The sequence below is a fragment of the Hungatella effluvii genome, from assembly GCF_003201875.1.
GTDB classification, from domain to species: Bacteria; Bacillota; Clostridia; order Lachnospirales; family Lachnospiraceae; genus Hungatella; species Hungatella effluvii.
Genome location: NZ_QJKD01000002.1, coordinates 565,919 through 590,251, shown reverse-complemented (window position 1 = coordinate 590,251; position 24,333 = coordinate 565,919). Strand labels below are relative to the sequence as shown.

The 24,333-nt window shown below is 50.6% G+C and carries 21 protein-coding genes; 5 read left to right on the top strand and 16 right to left on the bottom strand.

Annotated elements, in window-relative coordinates:
- Nucleotides 1-3: 3 nt before the first annotated feature.
- The 9 genes from DFR60_RS05810 to DFR60_RS05770 all read right to left on the bottom strand — a co-directional run bounded on the left by DFR60_RS05810 (nucleotide 4) and on the right by DFR60_RS05770 (nucleotide 8,637).
- A complete protein-coding gene (locus DFR60_RS05810; protein ID WP_110322029.1) occupies nucleotides 4-1,554 on the bottom strand; it encodes a lectin like domain-containing protein in 1,551 nt (516 codons plus the stop codon).
- A 4-nt stretch (nucleotides 1,555-1,558) separates the two neighbouring features.
- The gene (locus DFR60_RS05805) at nucleotides 1,559-2,716 is read right to left on the bottom strand and encodes a THUMP domain-containing class I SAM-dependent RNA methyltransferase (RefSeq protein WP_432764099.1); all 1,158 of its coding nucleotides are present in this window, start codon (nucleotides 2,714-2,716) and stop codon (nucleotides 1,559-1,561) included.
- Nucleotide 2,717: 1 nt separating this feature from the next.
- Nucleotides 2,718-3,266: a phosphodiesterase gene (yfcE, locus tag DFR60_RS05800; RefSeq protein WP_110322028.1), complete on the bottom strand. Its 549-nt coding sequence runs from the start codon at nucleotides 3,264-3,266 to the stop codon at nucleotides 2,718-2,720.
- 67 nt (nucleotides 3,267-3,333) lie between these two features.
- Nucleotides 3,334-3,642, bottom strand: coding sequence for a rhodanese-like domain-containing protein (locus DFR60_RS05795; RefSeq protein WP_110322079.1), 309 nt, complete (start codon nucleotides 3,640-3,642; stop codon nucleotides 3,334-3,336).
- Nucleotides 3,643-3,834: 192 nt separating this feature from the next.
- Complete coding sequence (locus tag DFR60_RS05790; RefSeq protein WP_110322027.1) at nucleotides 3,835-4,050, bottom strand: hypothetical protein; 216 nt, start codon at nucleotides 4,048-4,050, stop codon at nucleotides 3,835-3,837.
- Between the two features lie 309 nt (nucleotides 4,051-4,359).
- Nucleotides 4,360-5,085 carry a C40 family peptidase gene (locus tag DFR60_RS05785; protein ID WP_002604609.1) on the bottom strand — a complete coding sequence of 242 codons (726 nt, stop codon included), beginning with the start codon at nucleotides 5,083-5,085 and terminating at the stop codon, nucleotides 4,360-4,362.
- A gap of 136 nt (nucleotides 5,086-5,221) precedes the next feature.
- The gene (locus DFR60_RS05780) at nucleotides 5,222-5,917 is read right to left on the bottom strand and encodes a C40 family peptidase (protein WP_055660692.1); all 696 of its coding nucleotides are present in this window, start codon (nucleotides 5,915-5,917) and stop codon (nucleotides 5,222-5,224) included.
- Nucleotides 5,918-6,125: 208 nt separating this feature from the next.
- The gene (locus DFR60_RS05775; protein ID WP_002604611.1) at nucleotides 6,126-6,599 is read right to left on the bottom strand and encodes a DUF1700 domain-containing protein; all 474 of its coding nucleotides are present in this window, start codon (nucleotides 6,597-6,599) and stop codon (nucleotides 6,126-6,128) included.
- Between the two features lie 100 nt (nucleotides 6,600-6,699).
- A complete protein-coding gene (locus tag DFR60_RS05770; RefSeq protein ID WP_110322026.1) occupies nucleotides 6,700-8,637 on the bottom strand; it encodes a fructose-1,6-bisphosphatase in 1,938 nt (645 codons plus the stop codon).
- A gap of 283 nt (nucleotides 8,638-8,920) precedes the next feature.
- Here DFR60_RS05770 and DFR60_RS05765 point away from each other — a divergent pair, with 283 nt between their 5' ends.
- From DFR60_RS05765 to DFR60_RS05755, 3 genes are read left to right on the top strand one after another with little or no spacing between them, the layout of a single operon-like run.
- Nucleotides 8,921-9,727 carry an MBL fold metallo-hydrolase gene (locus DFR60_RS05765; protein ID WP_110322025.1) on the top strand — a complete coding sequence of 269 codons (807 nt, stop codon included), beginning with the start codon at nucleotides 8,921-8,923 and terminating at the stop codon, nucleotides 9,725-9,727.
- Nucleotides 9,728-9,780: 53 nt separating this feature from the next.
- Nucleotides 9,781-10,959, top strand: coding sequence for a M23 family metallopeptidase (locus DFR60_RS05760; RefSeq protein ID WP_002604614.1), 1,179 nt, complete (start codon nucleotides 9,781-9,783; stop codon nucleotides 10,957-10,959).
- A gap of 49 nt (nucleotides 10,960-11,008) precedes the next feature.
- Nucleotides 11,009-11,905, top strand: coding sequence for a helix-turn-helix domain-containing protein (locus DFR60_RS05755; protein WP_110322024.1), 897 nt, complete (start codon nucleotides 11,009-11,011; stop codon nucleotides 11,903-11,905).
- 33 nt (nucleotides 11,906-11,938) lie between these two features.
- On the opposite strand, the gene DFR60_RS05750 is transcribed toward DFR60_RS05755, so the two are convergent.
- From DFR60_RS05750 to leuB, 7 genes are all read right to left on the bottom strand, one after another.
- Entirely contained in the window at nucleotides 11,939-13,126 is a 1,188-nt protein-coding gene (locus tag DFR60_RS05750) for an iron-containing alcohol dehydrogenase (RefSeq protein WP_110322023.1), read from the bottom strand.
- Between the two features lie 14 nt (nucleotides 13,127-13,140).
- The gene (locus DFR60_RS05745) at nucleotides 13,141-14,388 is read right to left on the bottom strand and encodes a DUF1015 domain-containing protein (protein ID WP_110322022.1); all 1,248 of its coding nucleotides are present in this window, start codon (nucleotides 14,386-14,388) and stop codon (nucleotides 13,141-13,143) included.
- 142 nt (nucleotides 14,389-14,530) lie between these two features.
- Complete coding sequence (locus tag DFR60_RS05740) at nucleotides 14,531-15,694, bottom strand: phosphoglycerate dehydrogenase (RefSeq protein ID WP_110322021.1); 1,164 nt, start codon at nucleotides 15,692-15,694, stop codon at nucleotides 14,531-14,533.
- A gap of 19 nt (nucleotides 15,695-15,713) precedes the next feature.
- A complete protein-coding gene (serC, locus tag DFR60_RS05735; RefSeq protein WP_055660678.1) occupies nucleotides 15,714-16,799 on the bottom strand; it encodes a 3-phosphoserine/phosphohydroxythreonine transaminase in 1,086 nt (361 codons plus the stop codon).
- A 27-nt stretch (nucleotides 16,800-16,826) separates the two neighbouring features.
- Nucleotides 16,827-18,506 carry a biosynthetic-type acetolactate synthase large subunit gene (gene ilvB, locus DFR60_RS05730; RefSeq protein ID WP_002604620.1) on the bottom strand — a complete coding sequence of 560 codons (1,680 nt, stop codon included), beginning with the start codon at nucleotides 18,504-18,506 and terminating at the stop codon, nucleotides 16,827-16,829.
- 208 nt (nucleotides 18,507-18,714) lie between these two features.
- Nucleotides 18,715-20,391 carry a dihydroxy-acid dehydratase gene (gene ilvD / locus DFR60_RS05725; protein ID WP_110322020.1) on the bottom strand — a complete coding sequence of 559 codons (1,677 nt, stop codon included), beginning with the start codon at nucleotides 20,389-20,391 and terminating at the stop codon, nucleotides 18,715-18,717.
- 29 nt (nucleotides 20,392-20,420) lie between these two features.
- Nucleotides 20,421-21,503 (bottom strand): 3-isopropylmalate dehydrogenase, encoded by a 1,083-nt coding sequence (gene leuB / locus DFR60_RS05720; protein WP_110322019.1) that lies wholly within the window; start codon nucleotides 21,501-21,503, stop codon nucleotides 20,421-20,423.
- 341 nt (nucleotides 21,504-21,844) lie between these two features.
- On the opposite strand from leuB, the gene DFR60_RS05710 reads away from it, so the two are divergent.
- Both DFR60_RS05710 and DFR60_RS05705 read left to right on the top strand, forming a co-directional pair.
- On the top strand, nucleotides 21,845-22,768 hold the full coding sequence (locus DFR60_RS05710; RefSeq protein ID WP_167437513.1) for a LysR family transcriptional regulator: 924 nt from the start codon (nucleotides 21,845-21,847) through the stop codon (nucleotides 22,766-22,768).
- 182 nt (nucleotides 22,769-22,950) lie between these two features.
- The gene (locus DFR60_RS05705; protein WP_110322016.1) at nucleotides 22,951-24,297 is read left to right on the top strand and encodes an SLC13 family permease; all 1,347 of its coding nucleotides are present in this window, start codon (nucleotides 22,951-22,953) and stop codon (nucleotides 24,295-24,297) included.
- Nucleotides 24,298-24,333: the final 36 nt, after the last annotated feature.

Here is a 24,333-nt window from a genome sequence, read left to right as displayed (position 1 = left end):
GATTCACTTCCTGTCCGTGGTATAGGCCTTCAGGCAGAGATTGCATTTCTGCTCCTCCTCGACCCTGGTAAAATTCACCCCATCGGGACTGATGTACCCCTCACCGTCACTGATGTCCACGATCGTCTTTCCATCCCCTGCATCGTATTCGATTGCGGCCGGATGGACGCTGTCCGGAGTCGTCAGCTTCACCAGCACGGCAAACCGCTCCCCCGGTTCCAGCTCCAGTCCATCCCTTGTATCCGCTTCCAGAGGAATCGTATAGAATCCGGTATAGTCGAGACTTCCTGACGCCGCCAGCTTCCGGTTCTTGAAACCGTCTCCGGCCTTTATGGACTCCTCGTCCCCCATATTTTTCACAACATAGACTTCATAGGAAGAGTGCCTGTCTGTGGCATAGAATCCAGCCGCCTCCAAGGTCTCCTTCCCCTGCGCCTCATAGACATTGGAGAACCATACCGTATCGGAACCATATCCCAGCTGCCCCACCCAGCCCCTTAAATCTGTCTGGTAGTTATGGTCGTAATAATCCGGATCTTCCACATCCGTGTAGATAATATTATTCAGCCCGATATTGGAGTCGTAATACGACACATAAAAATATCCGTCATCGCCAAAGCCGTCTCCCCAGCTGTTCATGCAGATAAACGCTCCATCGCCATTGACTTCCGTGTTAAAATTCTCCCGTGGATACTCGTCATCCCATCCGATGATCACGGAATCATGGTTCGGCGGCTGAGACCCAATATAGCAGTAGGCGTATTTTTCCTCATTATAATGAACGGACTGGCTTTCCTCGTCCGTCATGGAAGTGTATAGGGAGCTTTGTACGCCTCCGTACTGCAGAATGGCCCGCTTAATCTTTTCATAATCTTTTCCTGGCACCAGTTCGACTCCCTGGACATGTTTGACCGCCTTCAGACCCGCGGGAGAGACACCGTCTCCATAGGGATCATCCGCCTCCAGGACTGGCCCCTTCCAGGACAGGAGATACGCCATAGACATCGTGTACTCCCCTCCGTCGCTCTGCGGAATGCAGAAACCATTATTCAGGGACATATGATCCTCTGAAAAGTCGTATACCTCATTGGGAAGCAGACGTGCTTCCAGTGCCATCAGAGAGGCAAAGGCCCAGCAGGTTCCCAGAGATCCCTGGTTCTTTATCGAAGGCGCCCGGCCTGTTGTACGGCCGTCATAGGCCACAGGAAGCACCTCCGGCACCGGATTCGCGGCATTCCCCGCCCCGCCAGTTCCGGCGTCTCTCCCCGTCTCCGACTCCAGCGGTCTGCTAAGTTCTCTGCCGCCCATCTCCGCATTTCCATTGCCCTGAGCCACATCGTTTTGATCCTCATCGCCTTGATCTGTATTGTCTCGATCTGCATCCCCCTGATCCGCATTGTCCTTACCGGCATCTCTGCCATTCTCCCCGGTACCCGTAAATGCCCATTCCGGCACTCGGAAGCCGCCTGTCGGCCACCGGCCGTTAATCCAGAGTACAGCGGTTCCGGTGAGCACCAGAACGGCCGCCGTTCCCAGCCATTTTCCTGCTTTCAACTAATCAATCTCCTGTTTTCCGCTTTGGAGGTTTCGGTCCCATAAACTGGTAGAAATACGTCTTCATCATACCATTGTAGATCTTCCGGTTCTTGTCCGCTTTTCGCCCGACGTACCGTTCCGCATCCTCATAAGCGGTTATCATATAGAGGGACCAGGAATCCAGCGCGCGGTACCGTTCACCGATCTCCTTATACAGCGCCGGCAGATTCTCCTTCTCCTCAATTCTCTCTCCATAAGGCGGATTCGTAATAATAAATCCATACTTCTTCGGATGGCTGAGTGCGCTTAATGGCCTCTGCTGGAAATGAATCATATGATCCACACCGGCAGACTCCGCATTGGCTCTCGCCGCCTTCATAATATCGCCATCGATATCATACCCCTGGATATCGACCTCCACCTCTGTCTCCAGCAGATCCGAGGCCTCATCCATGGCCTCATACCAGAACTTCCGCGGTATGATGTTCTTCCAGTCTTCCGCCAGGAAGGACCGGTTCATTCCAGGCGCCATATTGGCCGCTATCATGGCGGCTTCAATCGGAAATGTACCGCTTCCGCAGAAGGGATCCACCAGAATCCGGTCCCGGTTCCACGGTGTCATCATGATCAGAGCCGCAGCCAGAGTCTCCGTGATAGGCGCCTTACTGGTAAGGGTACGGTAGCCTCTTTTATGGAGCGAATCTCCTGAAGTATCGATCCCTACTGTTACCTCGTCTTTATACAAAAATACACGGAGCGGATAGCTGCTTCCGCTCTCCGGAAACCATTCCAGGCCATACGCCTTCTTCAGCCGTTCCACCATGGCTTTCTTCATGATCGACTGGATATCGGAAGGACTGAACAGCTTGCTCTTAATAGAGGATGCCTTCGCAACCCAGAACTTTCCGTCCTGAGGAATATACTCCTCCCACGGAATACTCCGCGTATTCTGAAATAACTCTTCAAATGATTCCGCATGAAAACTTCCCACTTTCAACAGGACACGCTCTGCCGTGCGCAGAAATATATTCGCGCGGCAGATGGTCTCTTCATCTCCGATAAATGTCACACGGCCGTCTTCCACCAGTGTGATATCATAGCCCAGATCCGTAATTTCTCTTTTTAAAACAGCCTCCATGCCAAAGTGGCACGGCGCAATGAGTTCAAATGTTTTTTTCACTTTATTCTCCCAGGTTCTTCTCTTTAATCACGCAGCCCTCGAAATCCAGGATCCGAAAGACCCCATCCTCCAAAATCGCGTATGTCGGCGGATTGCCTTCCTTCGGTATGGATACGGAGCCGGGATTTAAGATTGTAATATCCCCGCACTGATCCGCCCGGAGCACATGGGTGTGCCCATGAAGCAGCACATCCCCCTTCTGCATGGGCGGAAGATGATTCTCATGATAAACGTGGCCATGTGTGGCATAGATGGTGATTCCATCAATCGCCAGTAGCGCATAGTCCGCCATCACAGGAAATTCCAACACCATCTGGTCCACCTCCGTGTCACAGTTTCCCCTGACACAGTAGATTCTGTCTTTACAGCCGTTTAACATGGCCAGCACCTCTTTGGGAGCATATTCCTTCGGCAGATCATTTCTCGGTCCGTGATAAAGAATATCTCCCAGTAAAACAAGGCGATTCGCTCCGGATGCCTCAAACGTTTCCAGCAGCTTTCTGCAATAGAACGCGGAACCGTGGATATCGGACGCAATCATATATTTCATAAGTAAATTCTCCTTCTTGCATTAATAGGTATATTTTAAGTCTTACAGGGCGTATCTGTCAATAAATTTACCCTCGAACCAGATATTTTCCGCGGTAATAGGCGATTCCATTGGCCACATTCAGCACAGAATACCCCATACGGGCCAGATAGCGGCATACCATCATACTTTGTCCGCCTCTCGCACAGTAAAATACCAGCATTTTATCCTTTGGAAGTTCGGAGACTCTCTGCTCCATTTCCTCATACGGAATATTGACAGCCCCATTTAAATGGGCTCTCTGATACGATGCGGCATTTCGCAGATCAATCAGCATCATATCGTACTCATTTTCTATATAATAATCGACTTCACCAATCGGTATTGTCTTGAACATACAATCACCTGTCCTTTCTATTACCATTATATTCACGACCCGTGAAAAGTTTATCTTTCTGATCATGGCCGCAGGAAAGGCGTCCTTACAATCAAAAAGCACAGGGAGATATGCTTTCGCATCGTTTCCCTGTGCTTTTCGACGAAATCATGAACTTATTGGCAAGTCCTTATTTTCGTACCACCAGACAGATTAATAGTCAGACTTATTCTGGCTGTTATTCTGGTTGTTGTTGCGGCTGCTGTTCTGGCTGTTGTTCTGGCTGTTGTTGCGGCTGCTGTTCTGGTTGCTGTTCTGGCTGTTGTTCTGGCTGTTATTCTTGCTGCTGTTCTTGCTGTTGTTCTGATTGCTGTTCTTGGAAGAATTGCTGCAATCGTTGTAGTTATCATTGTAGTTGTTATTAGACATCTTATGATACCTCCTGTCGGATTTTTTGTTACACGGTTAGTATGGCTGATTCCTCAAATATTATACGAAAAATTATGAAAAATAACTTTGCTTTTTTCATCTGCCTATATTATAATTAAAGTGAGGAATTAGATTTCCTCATCCTTATTAATTATTTATACTCCCCTCAGAAGAGCCCGGATAGCTCCCCTATCCGGGCTCTTCCTTTTTTTGACCATATTTTTAAACCCGGCGGATGCAAAAGACTCCCGGCAGCCAGTGCCGGGAGTCTTATATCCCTTATCGAAAATCCAGTTATCCGCTTGTCCATTATTCGCCAATTACATTGACAATCTTGACGGGAGTCCGGTAATTCCACTGAGAAATCTTGATTCCCGTTTTATAGGTGGAGGAGTGTACGATCTGTCCATTGCCGATATACATGGCTACGTGATTGATCGATCTTCCGTTCCCGTAAAAAATCAGATCCCCAGGCTTCATCTGGTCAGAACTCACAGCTACTCCCTGGGAAGCCTGTCCGCCTGAAGAACGGTTTAAAGAAATACCTGCCGCATGCTGCATGATGTATCTCGTAAATCCGGAACAATCCACTCCGGTATGAGGATCACTGCCGCCATAAGCGTAACGTCCGCCCACAAACTGCAGTGCGTAATTGACAACACTCTGTCTGAACTCCGCAGGAGCATCGTATGCTGCTTCCAGTGCGGCGATCGTCGCCTCGTCGGTCTGGGTAACTGTTGCATTCCCGTCGACCGGAAGATAACCGTATGTATCCTTAACCTTCACTTTCACAAATCCGTCACCCATGTCTTCCACGACCTGGAATGATGATCCCCTGGAAGCTGCCATCAATACTTCCTGGCCGCTCTCATCCGTGCTGATATTCACGGTCTCTGCTTCAACTGTTGCGATATAATTACCTGAACTAAGTCCTGGTCCGGAAACTTCATCCGCTTTGGCATCTGCCGGATTTGCAAGTACAATTGCTCCACAGAAAGCCAAAAGGCTTAATGTTTTCCATGTATTCTTTATCATTGGGACATTGCTCCTGTTTTTTACTTTTTCGTTCTAATTATTACGTAATTGTTAAAATCATTACGTTTATTATACATTTATCTTGCTTTTCAGTCAAGTATTATTTCATTCGGATAACATTCCATTATTTTCCATATCAGTTCAGCACTCTGACTACCTTGACAGGCGTCCGGTACGTCGCGTTGGATATCTTGATTCCCGTCCGTTCCGTAGAGGCATGTACAATCTGTCCGTTGCCGATATACATGGCCACATGATTGATATAGCCCTTGCCGCCGTAGAAAATTAAATCGCCCGGTTTAATGTCGCTGTAGCTGACGCTGCGTCCCTCTCCCGACTGTGCTCTGGAGCTGTGGCTCAAGGAAACGCCTGCCGCGTGCTGCATGATATATCTTGTGAATCCGGAACAGTCGGCTCCGGTATTCGGGTCCGTCCCGCCGTATACGTAACGGTTCCCAACAAACTGAAGCGCATAATTCACCACGTCCTGACGCAGCTTCACGCTTTCATCCACTTTTTCCTTTGTCTTCTCGATCAGGGTCGCCCGATTGCTCGGTATGTACCCCTCGCCTTCCGCGGTGCTGATCTTTACCCAGCCGCCTTCTGCCGGTGCGGCAACTTCATAAGTCTGCCCCCGTAAGACTTTTGTAACTGCCTCTCCGCCCGCGTTCTTTGCCTTCCGTACCACGACGTCCGGCGCATCTATCTTCGCATACAGTGTTGTACTTGTTTCCACTTCGATCTCTGCCGCTTTTGCGGTAACCGGTGAATTCCAGGCCAGAACCGCATAGAGGCCGATGACCCCCAGCACTTTCCAAGTTTTGTTCCCCATGTTTTTCCAACTCCTGATTCTTACGTTTTTATTTCGTTTGTTTATCATTATGTAATATGTTACGCAAATGTTACAAAAATCAGTATACTCTACTCAACGTCATATGTCAAGCAAAAATCAGGCAAAAACGGCAGTTATACCGAAAACACCGGTATAACTGCCGTTACACTTTTGTAATATTTATAATCTGTTTTTAATAATTTTCTTTTTACCGCCTGGGGCCCCGGATTAGCCAGACCACCAGAAGAATCAGAAGAAGCGGTCCCATGAGAGGTATCAGAAGACTGAATAAACCGGTCACAATACTTGCGACTATGAAGAAGAACAGCACTGTCACCACCACAGCCAGAAGCTTCCAATACCACTTGTTCAAATCAACAAAGTGGAAATGGCGGCCCGGTCCGGCCTCTTCCTCATATACCGTCTGGCCCTCGTTCCGGTACGTATCATACGCAGACTGGTAGCTTCCGCCCTCTCTGGCATTCTCCGTGGCCTCCATGATCGTCTTAGCGATCAGCCTCGGATCTCCGATCGCGCCGGTCACTTCGTCTTCCGTCTGGCCGCCCGCCGTCTCCGTTCTGATATAATCGTCGTAGTATCTTATATTTTCCTCAATCACATTTCCAGGCACTTCGCCGGTCAGCGTGTCCCGCAAACGCTGTAAAAACTCCTGTCTGCTCATTGAAGCCTCCTTCAGTAAAATAACTGACCTTTCCTAGTATACCATTTCCCCCAGGCCACGTAAAGGAATCTTCTGTAAATTAATTATTAAAATTTCATAATTATTCTACTTTTTCCTTTAATATGCCTTCTCTGTAAGCGCCTACCAGTTCCTTCAGATCCGCAATGCGCCCCGCCAGCTCCACACCCTTATCCGTGTCCGCCACCATGACCCGCTTATGCATATTCTCCACAATGGATACCCGGGGCGTGCTCTCTTTCTCCGGATCAAAGGGCTTATGCTCGGCCAGGGCCAGGTGGTTGGAATTATAAATCAGGGTATACCCGGCGATTCCGGTCCTGGACTGGTACGCCTTCGACAGGCCTCCGTCAATGATGAAAAGCTTCCCTCCCGCCTTTACAGGAGACTCTCCCTCCTTGATTTTAACGGGCACATGGCCGTTGATAATATGGGAACCCGACTTTGGAAGCCCAAACTCCTCCAGGATCCGGTCACACGTCTCTTCCTTGACGCTGAGCCGGTAATATGGATTCATCGGTTCTTTATGAGTGGCCGGGTCCTCGATAAAATAGTGCTCGAAGGTCGTCATCTTGCCTTTACCGTAAACCGGTGACTTGGCCCCGCACCACAGATACCACATGAAGTCCATGGCATCTTCCTTTTCCGGCGATTCCTCCGCCATGAAATACGCGTTCTGCACCTTCCGGTCCACGTAGTCCATCAGCGCCTGCCCCGAATAGGAAATGCCGTCCACCACGATCTCGTCGAAGCTTCCATCCTCCTTCATCGGGATACAGCCATGGTAAAGCAGATTGGAATTATAGCATTTGTAAAGACTTCCATGAGAATAAAGGAAACGGATATGCTTATGCAAAAGCTCATTGTGTTTAAATGACAGCTGAAGCGTATGAAGAAGGTCTTCCTCCTCTGCCGTTAATCGAAGCGGATCCTTAGGGTCCACCGTTGGAAATGACAGATCCAGCATCGGATATTCCTTTCCCTCCACTACCACCACGCCCCGATCGAAATCGACGGCCTCCAGAAGTCTCCTGTCATCCATCTCATACTCCGGATGGCGCCCGATAATCTGGCCCTGCACCTTGAACTGAATGATGGCGATGGCCTTGTGCATCTTGGCCGCCAGCCCCGGATCCACCGCATCGTAGATATTCTCATCCAGAATCTGCGGAACGAAGCGCTCGCACAAGTCATTGTGGTAAACCCTGGCCGCGAACATGGAAAGCGGACGGAGATTGATTCCGTAGCCGTCTTCCAGCACATCGAAGCTGTTGTAGCTGATCGCAATGCGCAGCACATTGCAGATGCAGGCCAGGTTGCCGGTTGCCGCTCCCATCCAGGAAATATCATGGTTTCCCCACTGGATATCCACATCATGGAACTGCATCAGCTCTTTCATAATAATATCCGCCCTGGGGCCTCTGTCAAAAATGTCGCCGATAATATGCAGGCTGTCGATCGTCAGATTCTGAATCAGTTCACACAGCGCGATAATAAATTTATCTCCGACCCGGATGTCGATGATTGAACGGATAATCTCGCTGTAGTATACCCGTTTATTGTCGTCATTATAATCCACATGAAGAAGTTCATCGATCACATAGGCAAATTCCGGCGGCATTTTCTTTCTCACCTTGGAACGGGTGTATTTGGAAGAAACCACCTTGCAGATCTGAACCAGGCGGTAAATGGCAACTCTCTGCCAGTCGTCCGTAGCCAGTCCCTTCAGCTGCATCTGGCTCACCACCCGCTCGGGATAGCAGATCATGTTAGCCAGTTCCACCTCTTCTTTTTCCGGAATAATATGTCCGAATGTCTCCGTGATCTTCTCCCGGATAATACCGGAAGCGCTGCGGAGCAGATGGATAAATGCCTCATACTCTCCGTGCAGGTCACTGAAAAAGTACTCGGTTCCCTTTGGAAGCCCCTGAATCGCCGTTAAGTTAATGATCTCGCTGGAGGCCGCCTTGATCGTCGGATACTCCCGCGACATCAGCTTCAAGTAAGCTAAGTCTCTCATAATCCTCTCTCCTCACCCATCATGCCGCTGCCTGAATCACCGCAGACCGTCCCTCCTTTCCATTTCCATACCGTGCAGCCGCATCTCTAATAAAGTAATAGTAACATAAAATTTGGCCTTTTGAAAGCCCCATGCTGCCTCCATGGGACTTGCAGGTTTTTTTAAGTTGTAGTAACATACTTACAGAGGGGCGTAACACCCCCGGAGCAAGGAATCTTGCCGTATACGGCATTCAATACGCAGAACAGCCCAAATCCGGCTGTCTGTAATCAGGAGGCAGAAAGTGGAACAGTTATATGTATTCGGAACCGGTCACGCCGCCGTGACACGGTGTTATAATACGTGCTTTGCCATAGAAAAGGACGGGGAATTTTTCATGACGGACGCAGGCGGCGGCAACGGCATTCTGAGAGTTCTCCAGGACATGAATGTGGACATGACCCACATCCACCATATCTTCGTCACACACAGCCACACAGACCATATACTGGGAATCGTCTGGATGGTACGTTTCATCGGCACAAAGATTTTAAACGGCTCCTATGAGGGGCAGCTGCATTTATACAGCCACAAGGACTTACTGCCGGCCATCGAGACCCTGTGCCGTCTGACGCTTCAGGAGAAGCTGTGCCGCCTCATCGGGGACCGCATCGTGCTGATTCCTGTCTCTGACGGAGAACAGCGGCAGATACTGGGCATGGATGTCACTTTCTTCGACATCCACTCCACCAAGGCAAAACAGTTCGGCTTTAATGCCACACTCACAGACGGGAGGAAGCTCACCTGCTGCGGGGATGAGCCATTGAATCCTCTCTGCGCCCCCTATGTGGAAAACAGCGCCTGGCTGCTTCATGAGGCCTTCTGCCTGTATGAAGACAGGGACCGTTTTAAACCATACGAAAAGCACCACAGCACCGCCAGAGACGCGGCCGGAACAGCCAGAGACAGGAACGCGGAAAATATCGTGCTGTGGCACACCGAGGACACGGATCTGGAACATCGCAGGGAACGGTATACGGCAGAAGCGGCAGAGCTGTTCCATGGCGGGATTTTCGTTCCGCGTGACGGGGAGATCATCCCTCTTTCATAAAATTTCATATTCTCTCCATTTTCCGCATAGAATGAGATGGAGGAGATTTTCTTATGAAATCATGGAAAGAACGAATCGCAGAATCGCCTGAGACTCTGCACCACATTATTATTTACATAGAGGTCATCGTACTGACGCTCCTTTTGGTATCCCTTTTTCTGATCACCCCAGGCGGAAAATTCTCTTTTCCGGCGTCGAACCAGGACGGAAAAGCCACCTCCTCCGAGGCGAAGAAGTATATCAAATGGGTAGACTTTAAGGTAACGGCCAAGGCCATGCAGGAGGCGTTCCGGTACGATGTCAACACCTGCCAGTCCAGCCCCCATCTAAACTGGGTGGATCTGCTCTCCTATTTAGGGACACGGTACGGCGGAGATTTTTCCAAATACTCCACCAAGGACTTAGATGCGCTGGCAGAACAGCTTTTATCCGGAAAAACTCTGGAGGAGCTGACGGCAAACATGAAGTATTACACCTACTACCGCCAGGCCTACGGTGCCGTTTTAGACGGTCTCGTCGGTCAGTACGACATTCAGATCGCCGCGGAAAATGCGCCTTTATTCGCCACTCCGGCGGTCAACTCCGACGGGACCACGGACCCGGACCGCGTGTGGGTCACAAAATATGGTTTAAAAGCGTTTTCTCCCATCGCCAAAGGATTTCCCTATCAGGATTACGACGACTTCGGCGTCTCCCGTTCCTACGGCTACAAACGCCAGCATTTGGGCCACGATATGATGGGGCAGGTCGGCACTCCCGTGATCGCAGTGGAATCGGGATATGTGGAGGCCATCGGCTGGAACCAGTACGGCGGCTGGAGACTCGGTATCCGCAGCTTTGACGGAAAGCGGTACTACTATTACGCGCACTTACGGAAAAATTATCCCTACCATAAATCCCTCAAGCAGGGAAGCATCATCACAGCCGGCGATGTCATCGGCTATCTGGGAAGGACCGGTTACAGCCGGACAGAGAACACCAATAATATCGATGAGGCGCACCTGCATTTCGGCCTCCAGCTTATTTTTGATGAGTCTCAGAAAGAAGGAAACAACGAGATCTGGGTGGACTGCTACGAACTCACAAAGTTCCTGTCCATGAACCGCTCAGAGACGCTCAAGAATCAGGAAACCAAAGAGTACGACCGCATTTACGACATGAAGGACCCGGATATTCCGAACAACTTCGTGCCCCACGCCCCTTTGCCGGAGGAACAGCATATTCCCGATTAGCATAAAGAAAGGGGCTGCATTCACACATACAGAAAAAGGGGATCCAGTCATGAATCCAGTCAAAACCGGAGCATTGATCAGAGAACAGCGAATTGAAAATCATTTAACGGAACAGGAGCTGGCCGAAAAGGCCGGTATCTCTGTGGAATTACTGGAGTCGTACGAACATGGTACGGCTCTTTTCCGTGCTTCCGTCTTAAAGAGGCTGACCGGGCCGCTGGGCCTGTCCCTGATGGAACTGATGTATGGAAAGAGGCTCACTGCCGTGCGCAGTTCCCATCTTAATACGATCCGGCTGGACCTTATTCGGACCGCCTATGATTATAAAGAGTACTACTGGATTATCGACGGTAAGGCGATCGTCACATATCTTGACGAGTGGGTTCGCGCAGGCGGCTGTCCGGATTTAGAGCCCTTCGGTTCCCTCACCGGCCTTCTGCCGGCCTGGACCGGCGAACTGATCTGGAAGGCGGACAACCGTTTCATCTGGGAAATGATTGATTCGCCGGAACCCCTCAATGTACCGATTCTGGTCTGTGAAGACGACTGTGATCTAAGCTGCATCGTCATCCTGGCCAGAATACGAAAAACAGAAAATCTCGTCTTCTGGGAAAAGCTGGGCCGTCTGACTCATGAGAACGAAGACTACAATCTGGAAAAACGTTCCGGAATCCTTTACCTGGAGGCCTATACGGATGAGGACTGGGAACAGTACGGCGATAATATCGCCTGTGAGCCGTGTGACAGCGCAGAATACCGGCAGTGGATTTCCTCACACTGGGATGAGGAACTGATTCGCAGAAGACGCAACTATACGAAGCCCTACATGCAAAACGAGGCTCATATCCAATGGATGGCTGAACCTGGCTGGTGTTTTGAAAGGGCTGCATATGACCGCATGGTGGAGGCATTCCGGGATGTATATAAGGCAGGCGGAAAGCGCTGATTTGCTGCGTTTTCCGTCTGCCTTATTTCACCCCTAAAGTGCCATTCGATAGATATCCATCATCTCATGCTTCCCCAGCTCTCTGATTCCCGGAAGCACCCGTCTGCCAAAGTTCGTGCACTTTTCAGCCATCTCGTCAAAGTCCTCATCCTTCACGTCAGCTTCCAGTTCCGTCAGCCGAACCGGCATATTCAGGCTCTTAAAATAGTCCTCCATCCGCTGAATGCCATCCAGCGCAGTCTTTAGAGGGTTCTCGAAATTCATCTCCACATCCCAGACACGGACAGCCAGCTGGGCGAACCGCATGGGATCGTCACCGCAGACGTATCTGGCCCAGGAACAGAAGAGCGCGGAAAGACCGGCGCCGTGAGCCACCTCCGGATATTTCCCCGACAGCTCATGCTCCAGCTGATGAACCGTCATCATGACCTCCCGTCCCAATCCGGTTAAATCATTATGGGAAAGACTTCCCGCCCACATCAGGGTCGCTCTCGCCTCATAATCTTCAGGATTTAAGTCCGCCGCGGTACCTGCCTCTATGACGGCCTTCATAAGCCCCTCTGCGATACGGTCTGTCAGCGCCGTGTCCTTTGTAGTGCCGCCTAAATACCGTTCCAGCGTATGCATCAGAATATCCACAGTCCCGCATCCGGTCTGGAATCTGCTCACCGTAAAGGTCAGCTCCGGATTGCAGACAGCAAAAAGCGGCCGATGGGTCGGACAGTTAAAGCCTCGTTTCAGGCCATTCTCTTCATTGGTGATCACGCAGGACTGGCTCGTCTCGCTTCCCGAGGCGGACAGCGTCAGAATATTGCCATGCGGAAGTGCCTTCGGAGGAACTGCTTCCTTCATGAAGTATTTCCATGGGTCAATCTCCGGATTCGGTGTCCCATCCGCAATACACTTCGCGGAGTCGATCACACTGCCGCCTCCGACAGCCAGAATAAAGTCCACGTTCTCCCGGCGGCAGATCTCCATGCCTTCCAGTGCCTTAGACAGCGTCGGATTCGCCTGCACTCCGCCAAAGAGTATGTATTCAATTCCTGCTTCTTCCAAAGATGACGTCACCTGGTCCAAAAGACCGCTTCTCTTTACGCTGCCGCCGCCATAGTGGATCATAACCTTTCGGAAACCGTACTCTCTGATGATTTCTCCTGCACGCTTCTGCGTGTCCCTGCCGAAAATCACTTTTGTGGGGACACAGTATTCAAAATTATTCATAATTTCTGCCCCCCTTATCTGCCGCTCAGCAAATGTATAAACAACCCGCTCCGCAGCTTCGGCTCAAACCACGTGGACTTTGGCGGCATCAACAGGCCTGCATCGGCCACATGGAACAGCTCTTCGATCGAGGTCGGATACATGGAAAACGCCACCGTCATATCCTCTCTGCACCGTTTTTCCAGCTCCGAAAGCCCCCGGATTCCGCCGATAAAATCAATTCTCTGATCGACTCTCGGATCACCGATTCCAAGAACCGGGCCCAGCAGGTGATCCTGGAGAACAGAAACGTCCAGCCCCTTCACCGGGTCGCTGTCAAGTAAGCGCTCCGCCGCTGTGAGACGGTACCATTTTCCACATAAATGCATTCCAAAGGTTCCTTTTTCCACAGGCGCAAAGCCTTCTGTCCCCATTGAGTCCACTAAAAAGCCGACTTCTTCCACACGGGTTAAGAATTCTTCCTCCGTCATGCCGTTTAAATCCTTCACCACGCGGTTGTAGGGCATGATCATCAGCTGGTCATCAGGGAATAAGACTGACAGGAAATAGTTAAACGGCTCCTTTCCCGTATAGTCCGGATTCTCTTCTCGCCGCTTCAAACCAACCTTAACCGCGGAAGCCGCGCGGTGATGGCCGTCCGCGATATACGTGGCCGGAATTTCCGCAAACGCCGCTTCCACCGTCTGGATGGAATCCGCATTGTCGATCTCCCACACACGGTGACGGATCCCGTCCTCTGCGGTAAAGTCATACAGAGGCTCCGTGCCCGTCTTTAAATTCACCACTTTATTGATCATCGGGTTGGAACGGTACGCCAGGAAGATCGGGCCGGTCTGCGCGTCGGTGGTATCCACGTGCCGGATCCGGTCCAGCTCCTTCTCTTCACGGGTATTCTCGTGTTTTTTTACCACTCCATTCACGTAATCATCGATGGAGGAACACGCCACGATTCCCGTCTGCTTTCTTCCATCCATGGTAAGCTCGTAGATATAATAGGCCGCCAGAGGATCCTGCACGAAAGTCCCGTCTGCGATCCAGTTCTCAAGCATCTCCTTTGCCTTATCGTAGACGCGGTCGTCATACATGTCCATGTCGTCCGGGAACTGGGATTCCGGCCTGTCAATATTTAAAAATGATTTCGGATTGGCGGCGGTTACTTCCTTCGCCTCCTTCCGGTTATACACGTCATAAGGGAGTGCGGCCACACGGGCAGCATACCTTTTATCCGGTCTCACACACGGAAATGGTTTTACTACAGCCATTTTTTCTCCTTTTCCTCTATGAGTGCTCCCGGAAACTCAGCCACACAGACAGGTATAAGAGAGTTTTCGGGAGTACTCCAGCGTCCAAACGGGCCATGGATCATTCCATGCCCCGTCTGAACTGCTGCATTTAATTGCTTCATTACTTAATTACACGCACCCGCAAAACGCCCTTAATTGCATTAAGCTTCTGAATCATCATTGCATCCGGTGTGGACTCCAGATCCAGTAAGGTGTACGCGTATTTATCACGGCTCTTGTTGGTCATATCGGAAATATTGACATTTCCGGCCGCGAGAGTTCCGGTTACCTGGCCGATCATGTTCGGGATATTCAAATGCATAACCGCAACACGGCTTGCCATCTGGCACACGCCCATGTCACACGCCGGGAAATTAACGGAGTTGCGGATATTGCCGTTGTCTATGTAATCCACGATCTCCTCGACTGCCATTCTCGCACAGTTATCCTCGGATTCCTCTGTGGACGCTCCAAGATGCGGAATCACGATGGCGCCTTCCATATTGACAGACTTCGTGTTCGGGAAATCCGTCACGTAGCATTTAACCTTCTTGGCCTTTAACGCCTCCGCCATGTCATCCTCATTCACCAGCACGTCGCGGGCAAAGTTTAAGATCACCACGCCGTTCTTCATCTGGGCTATGGATTCACTCTTAATCATTCCTCTGGTGCCGTCTAACAGCGGCACATGGATGGTGATATAATCACATTCGCGGTAAATAGTCTCCACGGAGGTGATATGTCTTACATTTCTGGAAAGCATCCACGCCGCATTGACCGAGATAAACGGGTCGTATCCGTAGACCTCCATACCGAGGGATGCAGCCGCGTTGGCCACCTCCGCTCCGATCGCTCCCAGTCCGATGACACCCAGTTTCTTTCCCTTAATCTCGCATCCGGCAAATGCCTTCTTGGCCTTTTCCACGGATTTGGCGATATTTTCGTCTTCTTTATTATCCTTTACCCAGTTGATACCGCCTACCACGTCACGGGAGGCCAGCATCAGTCCGGCAATTACCAGTTCCTTTACGCCGTTGGCATTGGCTCCCGGAGTATTAAATACCACGATTCCTTTGTCCGCACACGCGTCCAGCGGAATATTATTGACTCCGGCGCCTGCGCGGGCTACGGCAAGCAGATCATCAGGAAGCTCCATCTCATGCATGGAAGCGCTTCTTACCAGCACGCCGGAGGCCTCTTTCATATTCTCGGTTAATTCATACTCTTCATTTAACAAAGCCGTTCCTTTGCTGGAAATGGCATTCAGGCAATATATCTTCTTCATATTCGCGTCTCTCCCTTTCCTATTTACCATTTCTGGCTTCAAAATCCTTCATAAAAGCAACCAGCGTTTCTACGCCTTCCATCGGCATAGCATTGTAGATGCTTGCACGCATACCGCCTACGGATCTGTGGCCCTTTAAGTTCTCGAGGCCCGCCGCCTTTGCTTCCTTTACAAACAGAGCGTCTAAATCGGCGTCTCCGGTTACGAACGGCACGTTCATTAAGGAGCGGTCTTTCTTCTCTACCGTGCCCTTAAACATCTTGCTGTTATCCAGGAAATCGTACAGAAGATTCGCCTTTTTCTCATTGTACTCCTTCATCGCTGCCAGGCCGCCGCGGTTCTTTAACCATTTGAAGACCTTGCCGCAGATGTAGATGCCGTATGCGGGCGGAGTATTGTATAAGGACGCTGCGTCCGCATGGGTCTTGTAGCGCAGCATGGTTGGTGTTCCGGGAAGGACGTCTTCCGTGATTAAATCCTCTCGGATAATGGCGATCACCACGCCAGCCGGGCCTACGTTCTTCTGAGCACCGCCGAAGAGAAGACCGTATTTTTCCACGTCAACAGGTTCTGATAAGAAACAGGAGGAGATATCAGCTACCAGTGTTTTTCCTTTTGTATTCGGCAGCGTTTTGTACTTTGTACCATAGATCGTGTTATTTTCACAGATATAAACGTAATCCGCATCCTCTGATATCGGCAGATCGGAAACATCCGGGATATAACTGAAGGTCTTGTCGGCACTTGATGCAACGGCGTTCGCCTTTCCATAAAGCTGTGCCTCCTGATACGCCTTCTTTGCCCACTGTCCCGTGATGATGTAATCGCCGACACGGTTCTTCATTAAGTTCATCGGAACCATGGCAAACTGCTGGGAAGCGCCGCCCTGTAAGAACAGCACCCTGTAGTTGTCCGGAATGCCCATTAAATCTCTTAAATCGGCTTCCGCCTCATTGATAATGGTTTCGAACATCTTGGAACGGTGGCTCATCTCCATAACGGACATGCCGCATCCCCTGTAATCCATCATCTCGTCGGCCGCTTCCTTTAAGACTTCTTCCGGCAGTACAGCCGGTCCTGCGGAAAAATTGTACACTCTGCTCATATCTCTTTCCTCCTCTTTGATAGGGTTCTAAATCTTCAGATCATTTTCGTCGAACGCATCCTGAATCGGCGCTCCCGGAGAAACCATCGGGAATACCTTATCATCACAATGGATCTGACAATCTATAACAACAGGAATGTTAAGCCCGATGGCTTCCTTAAGAACCGGCATGAACTCATCCTTGCTGGTTACCCGGTAGGCCTTCGCCCCCATTCCTTCTGCTACCTTAACAAAATCAACCGCATCATTTAATACTGTATGGGAATATCTCTTTCCATAGAACAAGGTCTGCCACTGACGTACCATTCCAAGCACATGATTGTTTAATACCACCTGGATAACCGGGATATTATAGCGCGTCGCGGTTGCGATCTCGTTCATGTTCATACGGAAGCAGCCGTCGCCGGCGATATTGATAACGACCTTGTCTTTGCATCCCATCTTCGCGCCCAGCGCGGCACCCAGGCCGTAGCCCATGGTTCCAAGGCCTCCTGAAGTGACAAAGGTTCTGGGATGTTTATATTTGTAGAACTGGGCGGCCCACATCTGATGCTGGCCTACCTCGGTCGTGATGACCGCATCGCCCTGGGTCAGTTCGTAGATCTGTTCCACCACATAAGGACCGGTTAAGAGGTTCTTGTCATAGCGGAGCGGATACATATCCTTCATACGGTCGATATGAGCCAGCCACTCGTCATGGTTGACCGGGTCGAGCCGTGCGTTTAACTTCTTGAGAATCGTTTTGACATCTCCGATCACGCTGGCGTATGTCTTCACATTCTTGTCGATCTCAGCCGGGTCCACGTCAAACTGGAGAATCTTCGCATTCGGCGCAAATTTGGCCGCATTCCCCGTCACACGGTCGCTGAAACGCGCTCCCACAACGATCAGCAAGTCGCATTCCGTGATACCGAAGTTGGAGGTCTTTGTCCCGTGCATACCTACCATACCGGTATAGAGCTCGTCAGTTCCGTCAAACGCACCTTTTCCCATGAGGCTGTCTGCCACCGGGGCCTGGATCTTATGGGCGAAGGACTTAAGCTCATCCGCCGCGTCCGCAATCACCGCGCCGCCGCCGGCAAAGATAAACGGCTTTTTTGCATTGCGGATTAAGTACAGCGCCTTTTCCATGTCTTCCTCAGTGATTGTCGAATTCTGGCGCTCGATCGGCTCCGGAGCCTTGTATTCGTAATCACAGGAATTGGCGGTAACGTCCTTGGTAATATCGATTAACACAGGGCCAGGTCTTCCGGTCTGCGCTATCGTGAAGGCACGCCTTATGGTGTCCGCCAGTTTCGTTATATCCTTGACAATAAAATTATATTTCGTAATCGGCATGGTAATGCCCGCAATATCGATTTCCTGGAAACTGTCACGGCCGAGAAGGCTGACAGCCACGTTGCAGGTGATCGCCACAACCGGGATGGAATCCATACACGCGGTCGCAATTCCCGTTACCAGATTGGTAGCGCCAGGTCCTGATGTCGCCATGCAGACGCCCACTTTGCCTGTAGCTCTCGCATAGCCGTCAGCTGCGTGAGCCGCGCCCTGCTCGTGAGAGGTCAGGATATGGGTAATTTCATCCTGGTGTTTATAAAGTGCATCGTAAATATTGAGAATCGTTCCTCCCGGATATCCAAATACAGTGTCTACACCCTGTTCTTTCAGGCACTCAATTACGATTTCTGCTCCTGTCAATTTATTCATACGCCTTACTCCCTTTCTCTTATAGAGTGCTCTCAAAGACTTTGAGAGTGCCCTTATTTCCCCGGTACCTCTAGTACAGCATTGTATAAATAACTGAGTAATAGTGCCCGATATCTATGTCAGGTGTGCGTCTGCGAAGCGACGGCGTAGTGGACCCTACGGCTAGCTTCGCAGGCGTGCTCCTGGCGTAGATAGCGGGTGCTATTACTTAGGAATTTATGCAATACTGTGCTAGGATGGCCCCTTTGCTTGCCGGTGCTGCCATAGCCGCATAACGCGCTAAGTATCCCGTCGTTACTTCCGGAACTCTTGGCTGCCATTTCGCCTTTCTCGCCGCCATCTCCTCATCAGAAACCTTCACGTCGAGACGGTTGTTGTTGATATCAATGGAGATGATATCCCCTTCCTCGACAAGTGCAATCGGTCCGCCTACCGCGGCCTCCGGGCATACATGGCCGATGGATGCACCTCTCGACGCGCCGGAGAAACGGCCGTCCGTGATCAGCGCCACTTCTGAGCCAAGTCCCATACCTGCAATGACTGAGGTCGGGTTAAGCATCTCTCTCATGCCAGGACCGCCTTTCGGTCCCTCGTAACGGATCACGACCACGTCGCCCGCCACGATCTTTCCGCCTTTGATTGCATCCACCGCATCCTCTTCACAGTCGAAGACTCTCGCCGGACCTTCATGCTTCAGCATCTCAGGAGCCACCGCGGAACGCTTCACCACTGCGGAATCAGGAGCTAAATTGCCCTTTAAGATGGCGATGCCGCCGGTCTTGCTGTATGGATTTTCTACCGGACGGATTACCTCCGGATTTAAGTTGACACTGTTTTTAATGTTCTCGCCGACTGTCTTGCCGGTTACCGTCATGCAGTCCAGGTTTAAAAGTCCCAGCTTGCTGATCTCATTCATAACGGCATAAATACCGCCGGCCTCATTCAAGTCTTCTATGTAAGTAGGACCCGCCGGCGCCAAGTGGCACAGGTTCGGAGTCTTTGCGCTCAGTTCGTTGGCAATATCTACATTTAACTCCACTCCGGCCTCGTGTGCGATCGCCGGCAGATGAAGCATGCTGTTGGTGCTGCAGCCAAGCGCCATATCCATGGTGAGCGCGTTCTTAAAGGCCGCCTCTGTCATAATATCGCTCGGTTTTATATTTCTGCGGTACATCTCCATAACCTGCATGCCCGCGTGCTTCGCCAGCTTCAGCCGGTCGGAATAAACTGCCGGAATCGTTCCATTTCCCTGTAAGCCCATGCCCAGAACCTCGGTTAAGCAGTTCATGCTGTTGGCCGTATACATACCGGAACAGGAGCCGCAGGTCGGGCATGCCTTGCACTCATACTCCCTGACTTCTTCTTCTGTCATGGTACCGGCCGTATAGGCGCCTACCGCCTCAAACATGCTGGAAAGGCTGGTCTTGTGGCCCTGCACATGGCCCGCTAACATTGGTCCGCCACTGACGAACACTGTGGGTACATTAATGCGTGCCGCTGCCATTAAAAGTCCGGGGACATTCTTGTCACAGTTGGGAACCATGACGAGAGCGTCAAATGCGTGTGCCTTCGCCAGACATTCTGTGGAATCTGCGATCAAATCTCTCGTAACCAGGGAATACTTCATGCCGATGTGGCCCATGGCGATTCCGTCACAGACGGCAATAGCCGGAACCATGACCGGAGTTCCGCCTGCCATGGCGACTCCCATCTTAACCGCCTGCACGATCTTATCCAGATTCATGTGGCCCGGTACAATCTCATTATAGGAACTGACGATACCGACGAGCGGACGCTCCATCTCTTCTTCCGTCATTCCGAGGGCATGGAACAGGGAACGGTGCGGTGCCTGCTGCATGCCTTTTTTTACTGAATCACTCTTCATAGTCTGTCACTCCTTTTCTTTGTACGTTCTTAAATCCGCTCTGCAATTAAATCTCCCATCTCGCTGGTGGAAACCTTCCTGCAGCCCTCCGACATGATATCACCCGTTCTGAAGCCTTCGGACAATACCTTCTGAACAGCCGCTTCCACAGCATCCGCCTCCCGGTCAAGATCGAAGGAAAAACGAAGCATCATGGCCGCTGACAGAATCGTGGCGATCGGATTGGCAATATTCTGTCCCGCAATATCCGGTGCGGAACCGTGGCTCGGCTCATACATGCCGAATTTGCCTTCATTCATGCTGGCAGATGACAGCATTCCGATGGAACCGGTAATCATACTCGCCTCATCGGATAAGATATCTCCAAACATGTTCTCGGTTAAGACTACGTCAAACTGGCCTGGATTCATTACCAGCTGCATCGCACAGTTGTCGACCAGCATATGCTTAAGCGTCACCTCGGGATAATCTTTGGCAACCTCTTCCACGACCTTTCTCCACAGCCGGGAGGAATCCAGCACATTGGCCTTATCCACGCTGATCACTTTCTTCCTGCGCTTCATGGCAATGTCAAATGCCTTAATGGCTATTCTTCTGATCTCATTCTCGTTATATGTAAGGGTGTCCACGGCGGTCATGACGCCGTCCACTTCCTTCGTACTGCGCTCTCCGAAATACAGGCCGCCGGTCAGTTCTCTCATAATAACCATGTCGAAACCGTCACCGATAATCTCCTTCTTTAAAGGGCACGCCTGAGCCAGCTCCTCGTAGAGATAGGCCGGTCGGATGTTGGCGAATAAATTAAGACCCTTGCGGATTGCTAACAGGCCCGCCTCGGGTCTCAAGTTCGGTGCCACGTCGTACCATCTCGAATTTCCCACGTCTCCTCCGACTGCTCCGAGAAGAACGGAATCACTTTTTTTTGCTGTCTCCAACGCTTCATCCGTAAGAGGGACACCGTATGCGTCGATGGACACGCCGCCCATCAGAACCTCGGTATAGGAAAACGCATGGCCGTACACGTTTCCGACTCTGTCTAAGACTTTTTTAGCTTCTCTGATGATTTCCGGTCCAATACCGTCCCCGGGAATTACTGCTATATTATAATTCATTTTTCTATCTCCCTCTTCACAATTCTGTTCTGTCACTGTACCATGCTGATGTATTTCTCTTCATCATAGAACATTTAGAGGGATTTTTCAACTATATTACGGGATTTTTCTGCAAAATACTATATGAGATTGGAATTAGTACTATAAATGGAAGTTATAGAAATGGGGCTCAGAACGCGTTTATGTTTCTGCCATGGCATGGAAACCGGTGTCACTGCGGCGGCCTGGTACGATACCCTCTTCTTATTCACTGCGATTTTTCGGCATTTTCCCGTCCAGTATGATATGATAACAGGATACAGGAAAACGGGGACTGGAATCCCCCGTGAATGGAGGAAGGTATGAGAATCGACTATCTGATATATTTTCTGAATGTAACGCAGACCCGTTCTATCAATATATCTGCAAAACAGCTTTATATATCCCAGCAGAGCTTAAGCCGCGCCATCAAAACTCTGGAGGAAGAGATTGGCGCGCCGCTGCTGAAACGCCACTATTACGGAGTGGAACTGACTGAGGTGGGGGAAATTGTGTCCGAATACGCGGGACGAATCGTAAAAGAGCACTATGCCATGAGGAAATCGCTGCTGCCATACTTAGAGCCCGTATCCGAAGCATTTACCGGCCAGCTCAGTCTTGGCATTAATTACCATATAGTTAATGAAGTTCTCCATACGATTGTCCATACCTTTGTCCGTCAGAATCCCGGCGTCCGCTTTTCCGTCAGCGAACACAGCGTGGAATGGCTGCACCAGGCGCTGATGGATGGAGAACTGGACCTGGCGCTGTTCGGGGACTGGGAGGAGGAGAATCCGTCTCTTTCAGATTCGTTGATCTATGAGGAATTATATCGGGCGGATATGCTTGTATGCGTCTCCCAGAAGTCTTCCCTTTCCGCCAAACGCATCATCCGGCCGGAGGAACTCTTAACAGAACCACTGATTCAATATGAGAACCAGTCTATCACAGAAAAATTCTTTAAAGGATACGGAAATCCCAGAATTCTTCTGGAGACCAGCAGTACGGAGCTGTTCCGCCAGATGGTACAGGACGGTGCGGGGTACGGGCTGACCAACCGTCTGGACTGGCAGGAAGACTATTCCTTTGCGGAGAAAAGCAAGCTGTCGGTCATTCCTGTAAGCCACCCGCACGCCGCCATCCGCTACCAGCTTCTGTACCGCAAAGAGGACCGGCTGTCCCCATGTCTTGCCGCGTTTTTAACTATTGTCCGAAAACGATTTGCGCTTCTGGAATCTCATCAGTAGGCAGGTTACAACTTTCTGTTGTATCCCCCCAAAGGGATACTGATATGCAAACCTCCCGCATTTTGATAACATATGGCCATAATTGTTATGTTTTTGACAAACAAAAGAATGGCCGTAACCTCTTTTTCCAACCACTATTTGCGAGGAAAGCTCCGGGGCTTGCGAGCCAGACGGAGGGAAAAATGAGTACAAAAAAATTAGAAATTCTTAAATGGGCGGCAGTTCTGGGAGTACCGCTCCTTATCTTCTGTATGCCGGAATCCGGGGCTTTCAGTCATCCGATCAAGCTTTTCTTATGCCTTACCGTGTGGGGTGTCATGACATTTGCCATGGAAATTCTGCCCAATATCGTACCGGCCATTGTTCTGCCCGTCGGTTATGTCATGTTGTCGCTCATCGGCTTTGAGACTGTCTTCAGACCGTGGACCACCAACATCCCATGGATGGTCCTGGGTGCGTTTATCCTGTCGAACACGCTGGAACGTATCGGACTGTTGAAGCGAGTGGCGGTCTGGTGCATTGTGAAAACCGGCGGCACCTACACCGGTATTTTGTGGGGAATCTTCCTGTTTGGCATGATCTCCAACTTAGTCATGCCCGGAGGCTTTGTCCCGGTTACTGCCGCATTTACCTACGGTATCTGCAAGGCGCTCGGCATTCAGAAGTCAAAGGCCGGCGCAGGCATCATGCTGACCGGTGTCTTCTCGACCCTGGTTCCAGGTTACTTCATCTTCGATCCCAGCAACACAGGAGTTTTGATGGGATCTGCGGAAATATCGATCACCTACCTGGAATATTTAAAACAGAATCTCATATTCCTGCCGCTCATTCCGCTTCTGGTTTTCATCCTCTCTAAGATGTTCCGGCCAGAGCATGCCGTCAGTGGAAAGGCATATTATAAGGAAGAGCAGAGAAAGCTGGGGAAGATTACCTCCGCAGAGAAGAAGGCGACTGTCATTATCATCTGCCTCTTCCTGTACTTAATCAGCGGTCAGGAAATGATGTTTGGCTTCATCCTGGCGGCGTTCGCAGGCTTTATACCGGTTATTGGCATTTCCAGGGAAGAAGATTTCCGGACTGTCAATTACCCGTTTCTGTTCTTTATCACAGGCTGCATGACCATCGGTATGGTTGCAACGGAACTGGGATTCGGCCAGATCCTGGCGGATATGCTCTTCCCGTACCTCTATCAGATGCACGAGACGGTTCTCCTGGGCGCGGTATGGTTTGTGGCTGTGATTGTAAATTTCCTGCTGACACCGCTGGCCGCCATGGCCTCCCTCGGAGCGCCGCTGGCCCAGCTTGCCCAGACTCTGGGAATCAATCCACAGCCGGTGCTGTATTCCTTCTTTCAGGGGCTGGATCAGATCCTTCTGCCCTATGAATACGCACTCTACCTGATCTCATTTTCCTATGGCATGATGTCGTTGAAGGATTTTGTGAAGGGGCTTGCCATGAAAATGGCGGTGGCATTTTTGTATCTGATGGTAATTGGAATTCCATACTGGCATCTGATCGGTCTTCTGTAATCGAAAAGAGGAGGTTCGACGGTCTGTACAAACATG

Bases quoted from the DNA above. Each gene is read 5' to 3' on its own strand.
- DFR60_RS05740 (WP_110322021.1), bottom strand. From the start codon at position 15,694: ATGAAGAAGATATATTGCCTGAATGCCATTTCCAGCAAAGGAACGGCT.
- DFR60_RS05750 (WP_110322023.1), bottom strand. From the start codon at position 13,126: ATGAATAATTTTGAATACTGTGTCCCCACAAAAGTGATTTTCGGCAGG.
- ilvD (WP_110322020.1), bottom strand. From the start codon at position 20,391: ATGAAGAGTGATTCAGTAAAAAAAGGCATGCAGCAGGCACCGCACCGT.
- DFR60_RS05705 (WP_110322016.1), top strand. From the start codon at position 22,951: ATGAGTACAAAAAAATTAGAAATTCTTAAATGGGCGGCAGTTCTGGGA.
- DFR60_RS05790 (WP_110322027.1), bottom strand. From the start codon at position 4,050: ATGTCTAATAACAACTACAATGATAACTACAACGATTGCAGCAATTCT.
- serC (WP_055660678.1), bottom strand. From the start codon at position 16,799: ATGAGCAGAGTGTACAATTTTTCCGCAGGACCGGCTGTACTGCCGGAA.
- yfcE (WP_110322028.1), bottom strand. From the start codon at position 3,266: ATGAAATATATGATTGCGTCCGATATCCACGGTTCCGCGTTCTATTGC.
- DFR60_RS05795 (WP_110322079.1), bottom strand. From the start codon at position 3,642: ATGTTCAAGACAATACCGATTGGTGAAGTCGATTATTATATAGAAAAT.
- DFR60_RS05770 (WP_110322026.1), bottom strand. From the start codon at position 8,637: ATGAGAGACTTAGCTTACTTGAAGCTGATGTCGCGGGAGTATCCGACG.
- DFR60_RS05780 (WP_055660692.1), bottom strand. From the start codon at position 5,917: ATGGGGAACAAAACTTGGAAAGTGCTGGGGGTCATCGGCCTCTATGCG.
- DFR60_RS05760 (WP_002604614.1), top strand. From the start codon at position 9,781: ATGAAATCATGGAAAGAACGAATCGCAGAATCGCCTGAGACTCTGCAC.
- DFR60_RS05745 (WP_110322022.1), bottom strand. From the start codon at position 14,388: ATGGCTGTAGTAAAACCATTTCCGTGTGTGAGACCGGATAAAAGGTAT.
- leuB (WP_110322019.1), bottom strand. From the start codon at position 21,503: ATGAATTATAATATAGCAGTAATTCCCGGGGACGGTATTGGACCGGAA.
- DFR60_RS05785 (WP_002604609.1), bottom strand. From the start codon at position 5,085: ATGATAAAGAATACATGGAAAACATTAAGCCTTTTGGCTTTCTGTGGA.
- DFR60_RS05755 (WP_110322024.1), top strand. From the start codon at position 11,009: ATGAATCCAGTCAAAACCGGAGCATTGATCAGAGAACAGCGAATTGAA.
- DFR60_RS05710 (WP_167437513.1), top strand. From the start codon at position 21,845: ATGAGAATCGACTATCTGATATATTTTCTGAATGTAACGCAGACCCGT.
- ilvB (WP_002604620.1), bottom strand. From the start codon at position 18,506: ATGAATAAATTGACAGGAGCAGAAATCGTAATTGAGTGCCTGAAAGAA.
- DFR60_RS05775 (WP_002604611.1), bottom strand. From the start codon at position 6,599: ATGAGCAGACAGGAGTTTTTACAGCGTTTGCGGGACACGCTGACCGGC.